The organism is Curtobacterium sp. VKM Ac-2861, assembly GCF_013204965.1.
In the GTDB taxonomy this organism is placed as follows: domain Bacteria; phylum Actinomycetota; class Actinomycetes; order Actinomycetales; family Microbacteriaceae; genus Curtobacterium.
Genome location: NZ_JABMLA010000007.1, coordinates 68840 through 85712 on the forward strand (window position 1 = coordinate 68840; position 16873 = coordinate 85712).

12 protein-coding genes are annotated in these 16873 nt (G+C 71.8%); 7 read left to right on the top strand and 5 right to left on the bottom strand.

What is annotated here, in order from left to right; all coding sequences use genetic code 11:
* Positions 1 to 18 precede the first annotated feature (18 nt).
* The 4 genes from HQQ88_RS16665 (at position 19) to HQQ88_RS16680 (ending at position 3461) form a co-directional block, all read left to right on the top strand.
* Complete coding sequence (locus HQQ88_RS16665; RefSeq protein ID WP_131880413.1) at positions 19 to 741, top strand: response regulator transcription factor; 723 nt, start codon at positions 19 to 21, stop codon at positions 739 to 741.
* Entirely contained in the window at positions 738 to 2312 is a 1575-nt protein-coding gene (locus HQQ88_RS20235; RefSeq protein ID WP_173170378.1) for a HAMP domain-containing sensor histidine kinase, read from the top strand. The genes HQQ88_RS16665 and HQQ88_RS20235 overlap by 4 nt, the downstream gene beginning before the upstream one ends.
* Positions 2313 to 2420: 108 nt before the next feature.
* A complete protein-coding gene (locus tag HQQ88_RS16675; RefSeq protein WP_173170380.1) occupies positions 2421 to 2699 on the top strand; it encodes a hypothetical protein in 279 nt (92 codons plus the stop codon).
* A 273-nt stretch (positions 2700 to 2972) separates the two neighbouring features.
* On the top strand, positions 2973 to 3461 hold the full coding sequence (locus HQQ88_RS16680) for a hypothetical protein (RefSeq protein WP_111084734.1): 489 nt from the start codon (positions 2973 to 2975) through the stop codon (positions 3459 to 3461).
* Between the two features lie 39 nt (positions 3462 to 3500).
* Here HQQ88_RS16680 and HQQ88_RS16685 read toward each other — a convergent pair whose 3' ends face one another.
* A complete protein-coding gene (locus tag HQQ88_RS16685; protein WP_216834979.1) occupies positions 3501 to 4331 on the bottom strand; it encodes a helix-turn-helix transcriptional regulator in 831 nt (276 codons plus the stop codon).
* 131 nt (positions 4332 to 4462) lie between these two features.
* Here HQQ88_RS16685 and HQQ88_RS16690 point away from each other — a divergent pair, with 131 nt between their 5' ends.
* The 3 genes from HQQ88_RS16690 to HQQ88_RS16700 all read left to right on the top strand — a co-directional run bounded on the left by HQQ88_RS16690 (position 4463) and on the right by HQQ88_RS16700 (position 13432).
* Positions 4463 to 5749: a bifunctional glycosyltransferase family 2/GtrA family protein gene (locus HQQ88_RS16690; protein ID WP_254067194.1), complete on the top strand. Its 1287-nt coding sequence runs from the start codon at positions 4463 to 4465 to the stop codon at positions 5747 to 5749.
* 328 nt (positions 5750 to 6077) lie between these two features.
* On the top strand, positions 6078 to 11645 hold the full coding sequence (locus HQQ88_RS16695) for a glutamate synthase-related protein (RefSeq protein WP_173170384.1): 5568 nt from the start codon (positions 6078 to 6080) through the stop codon (positions 11643 to 11645).
* On the top strand, positions 11642 to 13432 hold the full coding sequence (locus HQQ88_RS16700) for a sulfite reductase subunit alpha (protein ID WP_173170386.1): 1791 nt from the start codon (positions 11642 to 11644) through the stop codon (positions 13430 to 13432). Before HQQ88_RS16695 ends, HQQ88_RS16700 begins: the two co-directional genes overlap by 4 nt.
* Before the next feature lie 398 nt (positions 13433 to 13830).
* Here HQQ88_RS16700 and HQQ88_RS16705 read toward each other — a convergent pair whose 3' ends face one another.
* Genes HQQ88_RS16705 through HQQ88_RS16720 form a run of 4 tightly spaced genes read right to left on the bottom strand, consistent with a single transcriptional unit; the run spans position 13831 to position 16676 of the window.
* Complete coding sequence (locus HQQ88_RS16705; protein ID WP_123291787.1) at positions 13831 to 14226, bottom strand: ATP-dependent DNA ligase; 396 nt, start codon at positions 14224 to 14226, stop codon at positions 13831 to 13833.
* 8 nt (positions 14227 to 14234) lie between these two features.
* Positions 14235 to 15377 carry a S9 family peptidase gene (locus HQQ88_RS16710; protein ID WP_131880401.1) on the bottom strand — a complete coding sequence of 381 codons (1143 nt, stop codon included), beginning with the start codon at positions 15375 to 15377 and terminating at the stop codon, positions 14235 to 14237.
* Positions 15378 to 15381: 4 nt separating this feature from the next.
* Positions 15382 to 16287, bottom strand: coding sequence for a hypothetical protein (locus HQQ88_RS16715; RefSeq protein ID WP_123938426.1), 906 nt, complete (start codon positions 16285 to 16287; stop codon positions 15382 to 15384).
* Entirely contained in the window at positions 16287 to 16676 is a 390-nt protein-coding gene (locus HQQ88_RS16720; RefSeq protein WP_173170388.1) for a hypothetical protein, read from the bottom strand. The genes HQQ88_RS16715 and HQQ88_RS16720 overlap by 1 nt, the downstream gene beginning before the upstream one ends.
* Positions 16677 to 16873 lie beyond the last annotated feature (197 nt).

The window sequence follows — 16873 nt, forward strand, 5'->3', positions numbered from 1 at the left end:
GTGGATAGGCTCGCGGACGTGACCGGCCAACCGCTGCAGCGCACCGACGGCTCACCCGTCCGCGCCCTCGTCGTCGACGACGAGCACGCCCTGGCCGACGCCGTCGCCCTCGCGTTCGAGGGGGACGGCTGGGCCGTGCGGGCGGTGCACCGAGGACGCGACGTCCTGTTCGCCGCGCGGGAGTTCCAACCCGACGTCATCGTCCTCGACGTGATGCTGCCGGACATCGACGGGTTCGAGGTGCTCGAGCGGCTCCGCGACTCCCGCGACGCCGTCCGTGTGCTCTTCCTCACCGCGCGCGACGCCCCCGAGGACCGGCTCGCCGGACTCACCGGCGGCGGGGACGACTACCTGACGAAGCCCTTCGGCATCGACGAGCTGCTCGTCCGGGCGCGGATCCTCGCACGGACCTCCGCTCGGGTCGCAGCGGTGGGCGGGAGCGCCGAGGTGGTGGTCGGTGACCTCCGCCTCGACGAGGACGCCCGCGCCGTCAGCCGTGCCGGCGAACCGATCGAGCTCACACCGACCGAGTACGAGCTGCTGCGGCACCTGGCGCGGAACGCCAACCGGGTGCTCTCGCGGGAACAGCTGCTCGCGGGCGTCTGGGGCATGGACTTCGGGTCGTCGTCGAACCTGGTCGACATGTACGTGTCGTACCTGCGGAAGAAGCTCGACGCCGGACGCGAGCCGATGCTGCAGACCGTGCGCGGGGCTGGGTACGTCTTGCGGCCGACGACGTGAGCCGATCGACGAAGGCGATCCGGGCCCGTCCGACTCGCGCCGGACGGGTGCCGTCGTTGCGGTGGCGGGTCGTGGCTGCCGTCGCGCTCCTGCTCGTCGCGACGAACGTCGTCGTCGGAGCGGTGACCGTCGTCGCGTTCCGGGGGTACCTGGTCGACCGCCTCGACGCGGAGCTGTCGACGGCGGCGAACCGGACCGTCGGTGGCCGGGACGATGCAGACGCACCCACCGGCCCGCCGCCCGGGTCGTCGTCGGGATCGTCGTCGGACCGTCCGGATCCGGACAACGCCTTCATCGGGGCGCCGGGGCAGTCCGCCGGCACCGTCGTCGCGATCGTCCGCGACGGCACCGTGGTGCTCGGCGGGTACACCGACAGCGACGGCGACCAGCACGGGCTGTCGTCGGCGCAACGGCGGACGCTCACCGCGGTCGACAGCGGCGCCGACCCGGCGACGATCGACCTCGGCTCGCTCGGCACCTACCGGGTGCAGGCGGTCGGGGACGACGGCGACGTGTTCGTCACCGCACTCCCCCTCGGTGACCTGAACGCCGCCATCGCCCGCCTGTTGCTCGTCATCGGGATCGTCACGGTGCTGGGCCTCGTCGTCGCCGCGTGGGCCCTCGCACTGCTCGTGCGGCGGTCCCTCCGACCGCTCGAACGCGTCGCCGCGGTCGCCTCCGGGGTGACCGACCTCGACCTGGAACGCGGCGACACCGACATCCCGGTGCGGGTCGCCGACGCCGACCTCACCGCGAACCGCGAGGTCGGACAGGTCGGCACCGCACTGAACCGGCTGCTCGGGCACGTCGCCCGAGCCCTGACGGTGCGCCGCGACGCCGAGGCCGGCATGCGGACCTTCGTCGCCGACGCCTCGCACGAGCTGCGGACGCCGATCGCGACCGTCCGGGCCTACGCCGAGCTGACCGCGCGCTCGTCGGACGTCGACGCGATCCACCGGAACGTCGACCGGATCGGCCGGGAGGCCGTGCGGATGGGCGACCTCGTCGAGGAGCTCCTGCTGCTCGCACGGCTCGACGCGACGGCCCTGGCGTCCGGGGCTCGGGTGTCCCCGATCGTGCGCGAACCCGTCGACCTGACCTCGATCGTGGTCGAGGCGACGATGGACGCCCGGGCCACCGCGCCCGGGCACCGGTGGACCCTGCAGATCGTCGACGACCACCCGCTGACCGTGACGGGCGACGCGGAGCAGCTGCGCCGCATCGTGACGAACCTGCTCGCGAACGCCCGGACGCACACCCCGACCGGCACCGCGGTGGTGGTGTCGTTGCAGCGGATGGGGCCGTCCGGTGCTGGTGCGGCCGCTCGCCTCGTCGTGGCCAACGACGGGCCGCCGATCCCGGCGGACGCACTGCCGACCCTGTTCGACCGGTTCACCCGGGGTGAGGCCTCGCGGACCCGTGCGCAGGGACAGGGGACGAGCGGCCTCGGGCTGGCGATCGTGCAGGCCGTGGTGTCGGCGCACGGCGGGAGCGTGCGGGTGGCCTCCGGCCCCGGTCGGACGGCGTTCACGGTGGACCTGCCGGACGTGGTTCCTGTGCCCGCTTCGTGACGTCCGCCTCGCCCGCTTCGTGAGCAGAAAAGGTCGCGTGCTCTGGCGCGACTCGACCATTGCTGCTCACGAAGGACGCCGATCCCGACGGCGACGCATACTGGTCGCATGACGAAGGAGTACGGCGAGCTGCCGGGTCGCCCGGACCCGTCGGAACTGGTGGTCGAAGTGCCCGCGTTCGAAGACGACCGTCCGCAGCCCGAACCTGCACCGCCGGCGGCCGCACCGGAGCTCGTCGCAGCGACCGAGTTCGCCCGGAGTTCCCACGCACCGCCGACGATCCGCCGAACCCAGGTCCGCGCAGGGATGTGGATCGCGGGCGTGCCGATCGCGGTCCTCGCGGTCATCGCGATCGTGCAGATCCTGCAGATCCTGCTGCAACCCTGACGGTACCCGCGTGCTCGTTCCGGGTCAGTCGTCACGGTCGTCGACGTCTGATCCGCAGAACTCGCCGAGAAAGCGCGAGACCCGAGCGCCCAACCGTCCGGATGGGGCCCGCGCCGGAGGATGGCACGCGCCCGGCGCAACCGTCCGCATCATCAGACGATCGTCCAACGTCCGGGCCGAACGCGTGCAAGCCGGCACCCGGCGACGCAGGCTGGGTCCTGTCCGAGCTGGACGACCCACACGGGTCACCACCGCAGAGATGGGAACACGATCATGAACTCGTTCAAGCGCAAGTCCGTCAAGCTCCTCGCCGGCACCGCACTCGGTGGCGCCGTCATCGCCGGGGCGTTCGTCGCGGCACCGGCACAGGCCGCTGAGCCCGCACCGAGCACCTCGGCCTCCGTCGGCGGCAACGTCAACGTGAACCTCGACCCGGTCGCGATCGTCAACGCGATCAAGGACGCCGTGAACGACCAGAGCGACCGCGGCGGCGCCGTGCAGGCCGCGCTCGACGTCGGCTACTGGAACGCGGGCAACCCCGACCGCCTCACCGTCGCGGTGGTCAACAAGAACCAGGACATCACGGTGTCCGGCGACGTCGCGGACGCGCAGTCGATCGACATCAAGGGCGGCAACTACGTCATCTACTGGTTCAAGGGCCCCGGCTCGATCACGAACAACGGTGACGGTGGCTGGCTGAACTGGGGTGCGTTCGGCAACATCGAGCGCATCGACAACGTCATCCACGTGAACGGCGGCTGATCCGCCGACGCCGCACCGACGCCCCCGGGGACCACGGTCTCAGGGGGCGTCGTCGTGTGTGGCGGGACGCTCGGCGGCGGGCTCGATCGCCGGGGGCCAGGTCCGTGCTGCACCGCGGACCTCGCGCCGTGCACGGATCCACCCCTTCACGAAGGCGACCGACACCAGCGCCGTCCGGTTCGGCGCCTTCCACGACTTCATCAGCCGTCCGAGGTGCCACGCGACGGCCTGGCGGCTGTAGGCCGTCTCCTTCGCGATCTCGTCGTTCGAGAGCCCCTGCGCGGCGAGCGCGAGCATCTGCTCCTCGGTCTCGTCGAGGCCAGGCGCACGAGCGACGAGGTCGATCTCCCCGGTGGTGACCGCCGCCGCGGACTCGACCGCCGATCGCCGTCGCTGCTGGGCCCAGGCCTCGGCCCAGCACGAGCCGAGTTCGTGGGCGACGAGCGAGGCGCGGCTCATCGCGAGCATCGTCCGGCCGGCGTGGTCGAGGGTGACGGCGTGGTCGCGGGTGGCCGTGTGCATGACGAGGGCGAAGACCCGGATCGCCGGCAGGGCTCCGCGGAGCACGACCGACACGTCGACGCGGGGGTCCTCGGCGCTCGCGGCCGCCACCGCGCGCAGCTGGGCGAGGCACTCGCGGTCGACGGGTTCACCGCGCTCCACGGCACGCAGCGCGGCGGGGAGCACGAGCGGGACGATCTCGGCGTACCGGCGTCGCAGCCAGTCGTGGCCGTCCGGTCGGATGCCGTGCAGCGGAGGCGTGAGCAGGAGCTCCTCGAACTCCGGACACCGCTCGTCGAGCGCCAGGCCGAGCCGCTCCCCCGGGAGCAGCACCGCCGATCGGTGTGCGTCGTCGCGCTCGGTCGTCATCGTCCGTCGACCGTATCCGCGCGACACCTGTCGTGTTCGACCGTGACGTGAACGGTCGCCGAACGCCGTTCTTACCGGGAGCACAGCGCACTGCCTCGGTCCGCATGTGCCCGCTGCCGAGCATGAGCGGCATGACGGAGACGAACCAGACCCTCGACATCGACATCGTCGTCCCCTGCTACAACGAGCAGGACACGCTCGCGGCCCACGTGCGACGCCTGCACACGTTCTGCCGGACGTCGTTGCACCACACCTGGCGGATCACGATCGCCGACAACGCCTCGACGGACGACACCGCGCGGATCGCCGACGACCTGGCCGCCATGCTGCCCGGCGTGCACGCGGTCCACCTGCCCGAGAAGGGTCGTGGGCGGGCGCTCAAGGCCGTGTGGGGTGCATCTCCGGCGACCGTGCTCGTGTACGTCGACGAGGACCTGTCGACGGACCTCGCGGCACTCGAGCCGCTCGTGGCGCCGCTGCTCTCCGGGCACTCCGACCTGGCGATCGGCACGCGGTTGGCGGACTCGTCGCGGGTGGTTCGGGGCAGCAAGCGCGAGTTCATCTCCCGCTCGTACAACCTGCTGCTCCGCACGACGATGGGGGTGTCGTTCTCGGACGCGCAGTGCGGGTTCAAGGCGGTCACGAAACGGGCGGCCGACCAGCTGCTGCCGCTGTGCGAGGACGACGCGTGGTTCTTCGACACCGAGATGCTCGTCCTCGCCGAGCACGCGGGACTGCGCATCCACGAGGTCCCGGTGGACTGGGTCGACGACGTGAACTCGTCCGTGCAGATCGCCTCGACGGCCACCGAGGACCTCAAGGGCATGTGGCGCGTCTCGCGGGGCATCGCCAGCGGGCGGGTGCCGGTGGGTGCCGTGTACGAGACCATCGGCCGCCGTCCGTTCACGCCACCGCACGTCGGGTTCCTCGGGCAGGTGCTGCGCTTCGGCGCCATCGGGGTGCTGTCGACCGTCGCGTTCGCGGTGCTGTACGCACTGTTCCGTCCGGCGATCGGGGCGCAGACGGCGGACTTCACTGCCCTGTTGCTGACGGCGATCGGCAACACCGCACTGAACCGGCGCTTCACCTTCGGCCTCCGCGGGCGGGCTGGCGCGGGTCGGCACCACGTGCAGGGGCTGGTCGTGTTCGGCATCGCGTGGGCGATCACCTCGGGGTCGCTGGTCGTGCTCCACAGCAGCGTGCCGGGAGCGTCGCACGGTGCCGAGATCCTGGTGCTGACGGCCGCCAACCTGGTCGCGACCTGCGTTCGGTTCGTGCTGTTCAAGGCGTGGGTGTTCCGCAGCGGGCGCCGTCGCCCGGAGCTCATCCGCCCCGGCACGACCCCCGCCGCCGACGCCAGCACGGCGGTGACGGAGCCGATCGCCGTCGACGAACGGACCGGCGAGCGCGCAGCCTGACACCGTGCCGGGCTGTCCACTCGGTGCGGGGTCGTTCGGCCCGCGCGGCCCGTCGCACCGTGCGGTGTGGCCCGTCCCGTGCGAGGTTGCACGCTCCGTGCAGCGGAACAACAGCGCACCGAGCGGGCAACCTCGCACCAGCCGAACAGACGCGCACGGTGCGCCGCACCGCGCGGTGTTGCGTGGGCGGTATACCGCGCCGTAGCATCGCCGTACCGCACCACAACCCCACAGGGCCCGACTGCCAACACCGGTCTGCCCGCGGCGAGCGCTCCATCGATGCAGCCTGGCCGTCCGCTGCCGGCAACGCCCCACTGGACCCGCACACGTGAACCCCACATCTTTCGGTCTCTACGACCCTGCCCGCGAATCGAGCGACTGCGGCGTCGGTTTCATCACCCGACTCGACGGCACGCCCCACCACGACGTCATCCGCAAGGGTGACGAAGCACTGTGCGCCATCCCCCACCGCGGCGGCAAGTCCGCCGAGGGTGTCGGTGACGGCGCCGGTGTGAGCATCGACCTGTCGGTGGAGTTCTTCAGCGCCATCACCGGCCAGGAGCTCCGCGCCGGTCACTTCGGTGTCGCGAACTGCTTCGTGCCGAGCGGCGCAGGTGCGGCGGCGGACGCCGAGCGCGCCCGTGCGCGGCAGACCGTCACGGACGCCATCGAGCAGCAGGGCTTCGAGCTGCTCGTGGTCCGCGACGTCCCGGTGGACCACTCCGTCGCCCGACCCGAGGCCGAGCAGTACCAGCTGCCGATCGTGCAGTGGGTCTTCCGCGCGCCCGAGCAGTGGGACCGCACCGAGGTCGACGCCGCGGCGAACCGTGCCCTGCTCACGATCGAGTCGGTGTCCTACGGCGAGGCCGCCGAGCAGCGCGCCGAGCACGCGGCCCTGTACCCGCTGTCGCTCAGCGCCCGGACCCAGATCCTGAAGGGCCGTCTGAACTCAGGCGAGGTCATCGGGTACTTCACGGACCTGCGTGACCCGCGTCACTCGGTGCGGACGCTGTACTTCCACACCCGGTTCTCGACGAACACCGAGCCGCACCCGACGATGGCGCAGCCGTTCCGGCTGATGGCGCACAACGGCGAGCTGAACACCGACCGGAAGAACCGGCTGTCGGACGAGGCACTGGCGCGTGCCCGCACCCGCAGCATCGTCCGCCCGCCCGGGCAGTCGGACTCGAGCCGCCTCGACCAGACGCTGCAGAGCCGCGTGTTCGACGACGGACTCGAGATCGTCGAGGCCGTGGTCTCGCTCATGCCGCCGGCGTGGGAGAACGACCGCACGCTGACCGCCGACGTGCGGGACATGCTCGAGTACTTCTCGCTGTACGAGGAGAAGAACGACGGCCCCGCCGCCGTGATCTTCAGCGACGGCGACGTCGTCGGCGCGCGCCTGGACCGCCTGGGGCTGCGTCCGCTGCGCACCGTCGAGACCACCGAGTACCTGATGGTGTCGTCCGAGGCCGGTCAGGTCACGTTCGACGCCGACGAGGTCGTGCACCGCGGCCGCATCGAGGCCGGCGGCATGCTCGTCGTCGACCACCGCACCGGGACCCGGATGCGCACGGACGAGGTGCTGCGCATGCTCGCGGCCCGCCGCGACTACGGCACGCTGCTCGACGCTGCGCGTGTGGACCTCGACGACCTGCCCGCTCCGGACTACGAGCGCACGACGACCACCCTCGGCTACGAGGGCGACCTGTCGCTCGCCGGCCGGTACGTGGCGTACTCGCTGAACCAGGAGAGCTTCCGGTTCATGCTCGACCCGATGCTGCAGAACGGCTCGGAGCGGATCTCGGCGATGGGCTACGGCAACGCCATCAACGCCCTGAGCGACACCGAGGGCGGCATGGCGAAGTACTTCTCGCAGCGCTTCGCCCAGGTGACGAACCCGCCGCTCGACTCGATCCGTGAAGCCGACGGCATGAGCATGCGCGTGGCGCTCGGCGCGAAGCCGGACGGCACGGGTTCGACGAGCCGACAGCTCGTCGTGCAGTCGCCGATCCTCGGCCACCTGGACATGGTGCGCCTGCGCGACCAGGACATCGTGCCGCTCGAGCGCTTCGACATGCTCTACGTGCCGGTGCTCGGCGACGAGCAGGCGAACGCCGACGCCGTGCGCGACGCCGTGGACGCCCTGTGCGACGCCGTGGAGCAGTTCGCGGGGACGTCCGGCGGCATCGCCGTGCTGACCGACCGCGAGGTCTCGTCGGCCCGTGCGCCCCTGCCCGTGATCCTGGCCGTGGCCGCCGTGAACCAGCGGCTCATCGAGACCGGGCTGCGCCTGCGGGTGTCCGTCGTCGCCGAGAGCGGTCAGCTGCCATCGTCACACCACGTGGCGACGGCGCTGGGCTTCGGCGCCTCGGCTGTGTACAGCTTGAGCGCGCGCCTGCGTGCCGAGGAGAAGTACCCCGCCGCGCCGGCCCCCGCCGGTGAGCTCACCGCGACGGACCTCGCGCTGAAGCAGTTCCGCAAGGCCGCCGAGAAGGCCCTGGCGAAGACCATGGGTCGCGTCGGCCTCTGCACCGCCGAGAGCTACATCGGTGGCGCGTTCTTCGAGCCGAACTACCTGGACACCGGCGACGACGTCCTGGCGCGGGTGTTCCCGCACATGCAGGCACCCGTGGGCGGCGTCGGCTTCGCCCGCATCGCCCAGGCGGCGACGGACTGGCACGAGCGTGCCCGCTCGGTCGCGGCCGAGGGCCAGGTCCCCCTGCTCGGCCTGTTCAAGGAGCGCTCGGACGGTGCCGGCCACTCGTTCGGCGTCGCGAGCGTCCGCGGGTTCGGCGGCATGACCGAGGAGCGTCCGGCCTTCGAGCGCTCCGGCGACTCGGACGCACTGCGCCTGCTGACGCTCGGCCAGCTCGACGACTCCTTCGGCATCACCGACGCGGCGTACCGCAACACCGGCTACGACCGCCTCAGTGACACCGAGATCGACCAGCACCGGATCACGCCGGGCTACGTCACGTTCCTGCAGACCACGCACGACGAGCGGTCGCGCCGTCCCGCTGCGCTCCGCGACGTGCTCGCGCTGCCCGCGGACGTCACCGGCATCGACACGGCCGAGGACTTCGCCCGCGAGCTGGGCCGGTTCTCGACGACCGGCAACGCCAGCGTCACCGTGCGCGGGCTGTCCGGCTCGCGTCCGACGGACGACCAGGACCTGCCGGGAGGCACGGAGCGGTTCCGCCTCGCCCTCGCGTCCACGGGGACCACGGGTGCACTGCGCCACCAGGCCCTGGCAGACGGCCTCGCGCTGCTCTACCCGGGCCAGGTCGACGTCGACGCCGTCGACGCCACCCAGGTGACGCTCCGCGCCACCGGCGCGGCCGTCGGGCTGCTCGCCCTGCTCGAGAGCGCGCCCGACAGCGTCGAGCTCGACGAGGTCCAGCCGGCGCACGAGATCACCCGGACCCTGGCGTCCGGCGCGATGAGCCACGGCGCCCTCGTCGCCACCGCGCACGAGGCGGTGGCGCACGGCACGAACATGGTCGGCGGCATGTCGAACAGCGGTGAGGGCGGCGAGCACCACTCCCGCTACGGCACCATCCGCGGCTCGCGGATCAAGCAGTTCGCCTCGGGTCGCTTCGGCATCTGGGCGGGCTACCTCGCCGACCCCATGCTCGAGGAACTCGAGATCAAGATCGGTCAGGGCGCGAAGCCCGGCGAGGGCGGTCAGCTGCCCGCGCCGAAGGTCACGGTGGACATCGCCGCGGCCCGTGGTGGCACCCCCGGCGTCGAGCTCATCTCGCCGCCGCCGCACCACGACACGTACTCGATCGAGGACCTGGCGCAGCTCATCCACGACTGCAAGGCCGCCCGTGTCCGGGTGATCGTGAAGCTCGTGTCCTCCGAGGGCATCGGCACCATCGCGGTCGGCGTCGCCAAGGCCGGTGCGGACGTCATCAACGTCGCGGGCAACACCGGTGGCACCGGTGCCGCGGCCGTCACGAGCCTGAAGTACGCGGGACGTTCGGCGGAGATCGGCGTCGCCGAGGTCCACCAGGCCCTCGTCGCGAACGGCCTGCGCTCCAAGGTCACGCTCCGGTGCTCGGGTGCGCACCAGACCGGGTCCGACGTCGTGACGAGCGCCCTGCTCGGCGGCGACAGCTTCGAGTTCGGCACGACCGCGCTCATGATGCTCGGCTGCGTCATGGCGAAGAACTGCAACGTGAAGTGCCCGGCCGGCCTCACCACGAACGCCGAGGCGTTCGAGGGCGACCCGCGTGCCCTCGCGCAGTACCTGCTCAACATCGCCCACGACGTCCGGCAGATCCTCGCTCGCCTCGGTCTGCGCTCGCTGCGCGAGGCACGGGGTCGCACCGACCTGCTGCAGCTCCTCGACCACCCTGCGAGCGTCGGGCGTCTGGACGCCCGCGCCCTGCTCGCGCAGGTGCCGGAGAAGGTCGTGACGGACCCGGAGTACCTGGAGAAGGACTTCCACACCGACGACGCGCTGCTCGAGCGCATCCGCACTGCGCTGGTCGACCACGCCCAGGAGCACGTGCTCGTGCACGGGGTCCTGCTCGGCAACAGCGACAAGTCCGTCGGCGGCCAGCTCGGCATCGACGTCGAGCGCCTGCTCAACCACGAGCTCCGCGCCGAGGACGTCCAGGGGCTGCCCGCCGTGGCGACCGACGACCGCGGGCGCCGCCGGCTGGTCGACGGTGCGGTCACGATCCGCACCCAGGGCTCGGCCGGTCAGTCGTACGGCGTGTTCAACAACGACGGCATCGTGCTCGAGCACACCGGCACCGCGAACGACGGCGTCGGCAAGAGCCAGAGCGGCGGTCGGATCATCGTCCGCGCTCCGGGCGGCGGCAGTGCCGACCAGGGCGGGAACGTCCTGATCGGCAACTTCGCGCTCTTCGGGGCCACCGGCGGCCGCACGTTCGTCGAGGGCGAGGCCGGAGACCGCTTCGCCGTGCGCAACTCCGGCGCCACGGCCGTGGTCGAGGGCGTCGGCGACTTCGGGTGCGAGTACATGACGGGCGGCGCCGTGTTCAACCTCGGCGCGTTCGGCAAGGGGCTCGGCAACGGCATGTCCGGCGGGTTCCTGTACCAGTACGACCCGTCCGGTCAGGTCGCCCAGCGCGCCAGCACCGACTCGCTCCTCGTGTTCCCCGTCACCGACACCGAGCGCGGCGCGTTCCACGAGGCCGGCGCGCGCCTGCTGCTCGAGTGGCATCTCGAGGCGACCGGGTCGGCGCTGGCCGAGCGGCTGCTCGCCGACTGGGAGACCACCCGGCAGCACGTCTTCGTCGGCATGCCGCGCGCCCTGCTGCTCTCGCAGGACGCCGGCGAGATCCTCGCGGCGGCCACCCGCTCCGAGCTGCTCGACGAGCTCGCGTCCTCGATCGCCACGGACAAGCTCCGTGCGTTCAAGGTCGACTACCGCGACCAGCGCACCGTCCTCGACGGCCGTGCCCCGGCCCTCGGCGACCAGGGCGACGACATGTTCTCGCTGCTGTCGTCGTACACGGTGCTCGGCGTCGCCCAGGACGTCGCCCTCGAGCGCGTCCCCGGTGCGGGGCCGAACGACCCCCGCGTCACCGAAGCGGTGAAGAACCTCGTCCTGACCGAGGACTTCTCGGTGAAGCAGCGCGTCGTGAAGTACCTGCGCGGCACGCTCGACCGGTTCGCGGACGACCAGCTCGCGACGCTCATCGCGATCAAGCGGCTCGACGACTACAAGCGTGCGCTCACGCAGCGGAACAACCGCAGCATGGACGCACCGGGCACCACGGGGTGGATCATGCACCAGAACGCCAAGAACGACGGCCGCGTCCGCGAGGCCCGCTTCGACGAGCTGCTCGCCACCGCGGCGCTCGAGGACATCGCCCGCCGTGCACCCCAGGCGCCGACCGAGGCGGTGTCCGCGTGAGCCTGCTCCCCCCGACCGGATCGCTGATCCCCGTCGACGCACCGTTCTCGGCTGCCCAGGAGTCCTGGCTGGCCGGGTTCATCGCGGGCATCGCCGCCGCCGGCAGGAAGGCGTCCGGCGCCGCCCCCACGACGACGATCGACGTGCTGTTCGGCACGCAGACCGGCAACGCGGAGTTCCTGGCCGACGAGCTCGTCGCCGGGGCGAAGGCCCGCGGGCTCGGTGGCCGTGCCGCTGCACTCGACGCCGTCACCCCGGAGCAGCTCGCCGGGATGACCCACGTGCTCGTCGTCACCTCGACGTACGGCGAGGGCGAGATGCCCGACAACGCCGGTCTGTTCTGGGAGGCGGTCCAGGCGTCCACCGTGCCGCGGCTCGAGGGGCTGCAGTACGCGGTCCTCGGCCTCGGGGACACCAGCTACGACGAGTTCTGCCAGGCCGGCAAGCTCCTCGACACCCGCTTCGAGCAGCTCGGCGCGACCCGGGTGCACGACCGCGTGGACTGCGACGTCGACTTCGAGGACGCCGCCGCACTCTGGAGCGCCGCCGTGCTCGACCGGCTCGCTGCCGAGGCCGGCGCGACGGGCGCACCCGGCGCGACCACGGGCAGTGGTGCCGACGGCGGTGCCACCGCGACCGGCGGGGCGGGCGCGGGTCGTGCCTCCCGGCCGGGGTCGCAGTGGAACAAGCGCAACCCGTACCCGTCGCGACTGGCCGAGAACCGCCTGCTCTCCTCGCCGCGCAGCGCGAAGGAGATCCGGCACTACGAGTTCGACCTCGGCGACTCCGGCATCGAGTACGCCGCCGGCGATGCCCTGGCGGTCGTGCCGGTCAACGACGAGGTCTTCGTCGCGGAGCTGCTCGAGCAGGTCGGCGCGAACGGCGGCGAGGCGTTCGACGGCCGACCGATCACCGAGGTGCTGCGGAGCGACCGCGAGGTCCGCACGCCGTCGAAGGAACTCATCGCGGACCTCGTGCAGCGCGCCCCGGCGAGCGAACTCGCCGCGGTCGTCTCGCACGGCGACAAGCACGAACTGGACCGCTGGCTGTGGGGCCGTGACGTCCTCGACCTGCTGCGCGACGCCGGACCGGCCGCTCCCGGACTCGACGAGCTGCTGCCGAACCTGCGCCCGTTGCAGGCACGCCAGTACTCGATCTCGTCGAGCCCACTGGCGCACCCAGACCGCATCCACCTGACCATCGCGTCCGTCCGGTACGGCGACCCGCACCGGATGTACGCCGGTGTCGCGTCGACGTTCCTGGCGGACCGGGTCGACCCCGACGGGACGGTCGACGTCTACCTGCAGCCGAACGCGTCGTTCGGCGTGCCGGCCGACGCATCCGCACCGATGATCATGATCGGACCGGGCACCGGCATCGCCCCGTTCCGCGGGTTCCTGCACGAGCGGGCCGCGGCCGGTGCGACGGGGCGCAACTGGCTGTTCTTCGGCGACCAGCACCGCGACACCGACTTCGTCTACCAGGACGAGCTCACCGAGCTGCAGGAGCAGGGCGTGCTGAACCGCCTCGACCTGGCGTTCTCACGCGACCAGGCCGAGAAGGTCTACGTGCAGACCCGGATGCGCGAGCAGTCCGCCGAGCTGTTCGCCTGGCTCGAGGACGGCGGCCACGTGTACGTGTGCGGCGACGCCTCGCGGATGGCGAAGGACGTCGAGGCCGCGCTGCTCGACGTCATCCGCATCGGCCGCGGCCGCGACGAGGACGACGCGCTGTCGTACCTGGCCGACCTGCGCCGCACGAAGCGGTACGTCCGCGACGTCTACTGAGCCAGCAGTGCCCGCCCGATCCGGGCAGCAGAACGCCCGGGCAGCAGAACGCCCCGGTAGCGGAACCCGAATCCGACTGCCGGGGCGTCCTGTGGAAGGGTGCCGGTCAGTGAGGCCTGACCGACGAGCCCAGTGGCGTGACGCAAGGACCCGGGTGCGATGACCCGGCTTCCTGGACGACGAGTCTCCTGATCCGGGACTCCCGTCGTGCTCGCCACTCGATCGCCGATGGTTGGTCGGCGCCGGGCGCGCACTGCGTCACGGTCATTCGGGTCCCCCTCCTGCCGCGGTTCGTTGCCGTCACCGGCTCCCTGGATGCCGGCCCGAAGGGACGACTCTGATCCGCGGTACAGAAACGCTACGACGATCGGCGGATCTTCGGAACCCGTTGACGGGAATCACTCAGCCGTGCTACCGCTCGGTGTCCCCGAAGCGTCGTCGGCGTCCCCCGGTGCGACCGCTCGCGACCACGCCGAGTCGGCCGCCGTGCTCGTGTCCGGCGGTTCCGGCGTCAGGACGAGCCCCGACCCGGACGTGGCTGAGGCGTAGAGGTCCTCGAGCCAACTGCGGTTGATCGACGGCACCCGGCTGCCGGAGAACTTGAAGTGCAGGCCGACGTTCGGGTTCAGCCAGATCGTGCTGCGGCCGTTGCCGTGGACGACGTCGTCCTTCCACGAGAACGCGAACCGGTGATCACGCCGGAGCATGTTCACGATCACGATCTGCAGGTGTGTCATGGCACGGTCGTCGATGCGGAGGTCGAGCGGCTGGCCGTCGTAGATGAGCTGACCCATGGCCCCTTCTACTCCATGGTGCCGGTGTGGTCGAGCGATCTCGCCCAGGTCGTGATGGTGGTGTCGAACCAGACGGCGTCGACGTTCCGCTCCCAGGCGTGCTCGGCGGGCTCACTCACCGCCAACGTCACGGTGTCGGGGTGCGCGTCGGCGAACTCCCGACTGACGGCGAACGGCACGGTGGTGTCCCCCGACGAGTGGATGAGCAGGGTCGGCGGCAGGCTCCGCGGCGCGTGCAACCAGGAGAGCGCGCGGACGTCCACGGGTGAACGGAGCCCGACGAGGCGGCACACGAGCGGCAGCGCCATCGCCCGGAGCGCGGCACCGACGACGAACCCGGGGAGCCCGGCACGACCGGCCTGGGAGCGCACCGTGGTCGCCCAGTCGAGCGCCGGCGACACGAGGACCAGCCCGACGAACCGGTCGCGGTGCGCCGACCGTGCCAGCAGTTCGTGGGTGATCGTCGCGCCCATCGACCACCCCACGATGACGAGCCGTTCGGCCCCGTTCGCGACGGCGTGGTCGAGTGCGGCCTCGACGTCGGGCCACTCGCGGGCGCCGAGGTGCGAGGCACGGCCCTGCCAGGGCGCTTCGCCGTCGCCGCGGAACGACGGGACGATCGAGGTCCAGCCGGCCTCGAGTGCCGCCGGCACGGTCCGGAGCGCCGTCACGCGGGTGGTGCGGATGCCGTGCACGTGGACGGCCCAGGTGGCGGCGGGCGCGGCCTCGGGGCCGCCGGGCCGGATGACCCAGGCCGGCGCGGGTCCCACGGGCGTCGCCAGGTCGACCTCCGCCCAGTCGACGTCCATCGCGGCGGGGTCCGGGTGCACGTGCCCGCTCCACCGCACCCGTGTCGACACGTCGCCCGTCGTCCGGACCACCGCACGCCGCACGGTGCCGGCGGCCTCGTCGACGTCGAGCACCGGTCCGACCGTGGTGTGCCCGGTACCGTCGTGCCACAGGCCGTACTCCCCCGGGCGCACGGTGTCGTCGGTGATCGGGAGCCGGATCGAGTCGTCGGTCGTCTCGAGCACCGGGGTCCAGCGGTCGCCGCCGGGCAGCACGATCTTGCCGACGACCTTCCGCACCACGAGCAGGAACGCCGCCGCCAGCACGACGAGCACGCCGAGCACCCACCAGACGATCGTCATCGCATCAGCCTCCGAGACTGCGGGTCAGGGTCAGTTCCGCCGATCGCACCTGGGCGAGTTCGGCGTCGTCGAGGGTACGGCCCTGCACCTCGGCGTCGCGGATCGCGATGACGAGGTCGTAGGTCCGTGCCTGCACGTCGCCGTCCCGTTCGACGGCACGCAGTTCGTGGCGCCGGGCGATGCGGCGGAGCCGTCGGTGGTGCCGACGGCACGTCACGTCCCGCCACCACCGGCGGAACGTCAGGGACGCCATTGCGACGACGATGAGGACGATGCCCAGGTAGAACGGTGGGTCGAAGCCCAGACGGAGTCCGTCGCGCAGCGGAGCGGGGAACCACCCGAAGTGGTCGGCGGTGAGGGAGAGGAGCTCGTCGATGCTCGCGATGACCACGAGCGACAGGCCCACCCGGAAGACCACGAGCGCGACCGGGTTGCGCAGCACGCCGTACCGGAGCGTCGCGGCGGCGATCACGCCGACACCGACCATGTAGACCGACCCGTAGAGCCACATCGCCGGCTGGTGGATCTCCCGCACGATGAAGTGGAAGTCGGTGCCGCCCCGGTCGCGCACGGCGAAGAACGGGACGGCGAAGGCCACCACCACCACGAGGAGCGCGAGCGGGCTCGCCAGCCCCGGCCGCTTCGGCAGGTCGGACGTGCTCGCCCGGAGCATCAGCCAGAAGGCCGCCGTGGCGCACACGTTCTGCACCAGGTTGATGAGGTTCGTGCCCCCGAGGGCGCCGTCGAGCACGGTCTGCGGTACGACGCTGCCGAGTGTCAGCAGCCCGAGCGCACCGACGCCGGTCGCGCCCCAGGCGGCGCGGCCACGTGGGTTCCGCAACACGTAGGGCGTGCGGGCGAGGAAGATCAGCGCCGCGCACCAGAAGGCGGCGGCGTGCAGGACGGCCATCAGCCGTAGGCCCGCTCGTCCGCGCTCGCGCTGCCGGCGAGCAGCACGGTCGCCAGCTCGTACGCGAACCGCTCGGCGAAGTGCTCGTCGTCGTCCGAGATGCTCACCAGTCCGGTGTCGCCGTCGAGGGCGCGGCGGCACACGTGCCCGCCCGAGGCGAACTCGGCGATCGAGGTGGTGGTCGGGGCTCCGGCGTCGCCGTGCACGAGGTGTCCGAGCTCGTGCAGGACGCAGTGCATCCGGTACAGCTCGGGGGCGCCGGCCGGCACCAGGACGAGGTTCTCGTGCTCGAACTGCGACACCAGCGCGGTGAGCGACCCCCAGCTCGGACCGTCGACGTCGACCACGCGGGTCGGCTTGCCGACGAACCGACCGACCCCGGCGACCACGTCCGGGAGCCTCGGCGACGGAGGAAGGGTCGCGACGAGGGCACTGACGGTGTCCGACGCGCTCGAGCCCACTGGCATCGCCCCTTTCGATCTCCGCGGACAGACTACCTGCACGTCCCCCTTGCGCACGAGGTCGCACGGACGGAGCCTGGGACCAGGACCGAACCCGACGACCGAACCGACGACCAGGAGCGACG

Excerpts from the sequence above, each read along its gene's own strand:
- HQQ88_RS16675 (WP_173170380.1), top strand. The coding sequence starts at position 2,421 with ATGACGAAGGAGTACGGCGAGCTGCCGGGTCGCCCGGACCCGTCGGAA.
- HQQ88_RS16680 (WP_111084734.1), top strand. The coding sequence starts at position 2,973 with ATGAACTCGTTCAAGCGCAAGTCCGTCAAGCTCCTCGCCGGCACCGCA.
- HQQ88_RS16685 (WP_216834979.1), bottom strand. The coding sequence starts at position 4,331 with ATGACGACCGAGCGCGACGACGCACACCGATCGGCGGTGCTGCTCCCG.
- HQQ88_RS16690 (WP_254067194.1), top strand. The coding sequence starts at position 4,463 with ATGACGGAGACGAACCAGACCCTCGACATCGACATCGTCGTCCCCTGC.
- HQQ88_RS16705 (WP_123291787.1), bottom strand. The coding sequence starts at position 14,226 with ATGGGTCAGCTCATCTACGACGGCCAGCCGCTCGACCTCCGCATCGAC.
- HQQ88_RS16710 (WP_131880401.1), bottom strand. The coding sequence starts at position 15,377 with ATGACGATCGTCTGGTGGGTGCTCGGCGTGCTCGTCGTGCTGGCGGCG.
- HQQ88_RS16715 (WP_123938426.1), bottom strand. The coding sequence starts at position 16,287 with ATGGCCGTCCTGCACGCCGCCGCCTTCTGGTGCGCGGCGCTGATCTTC.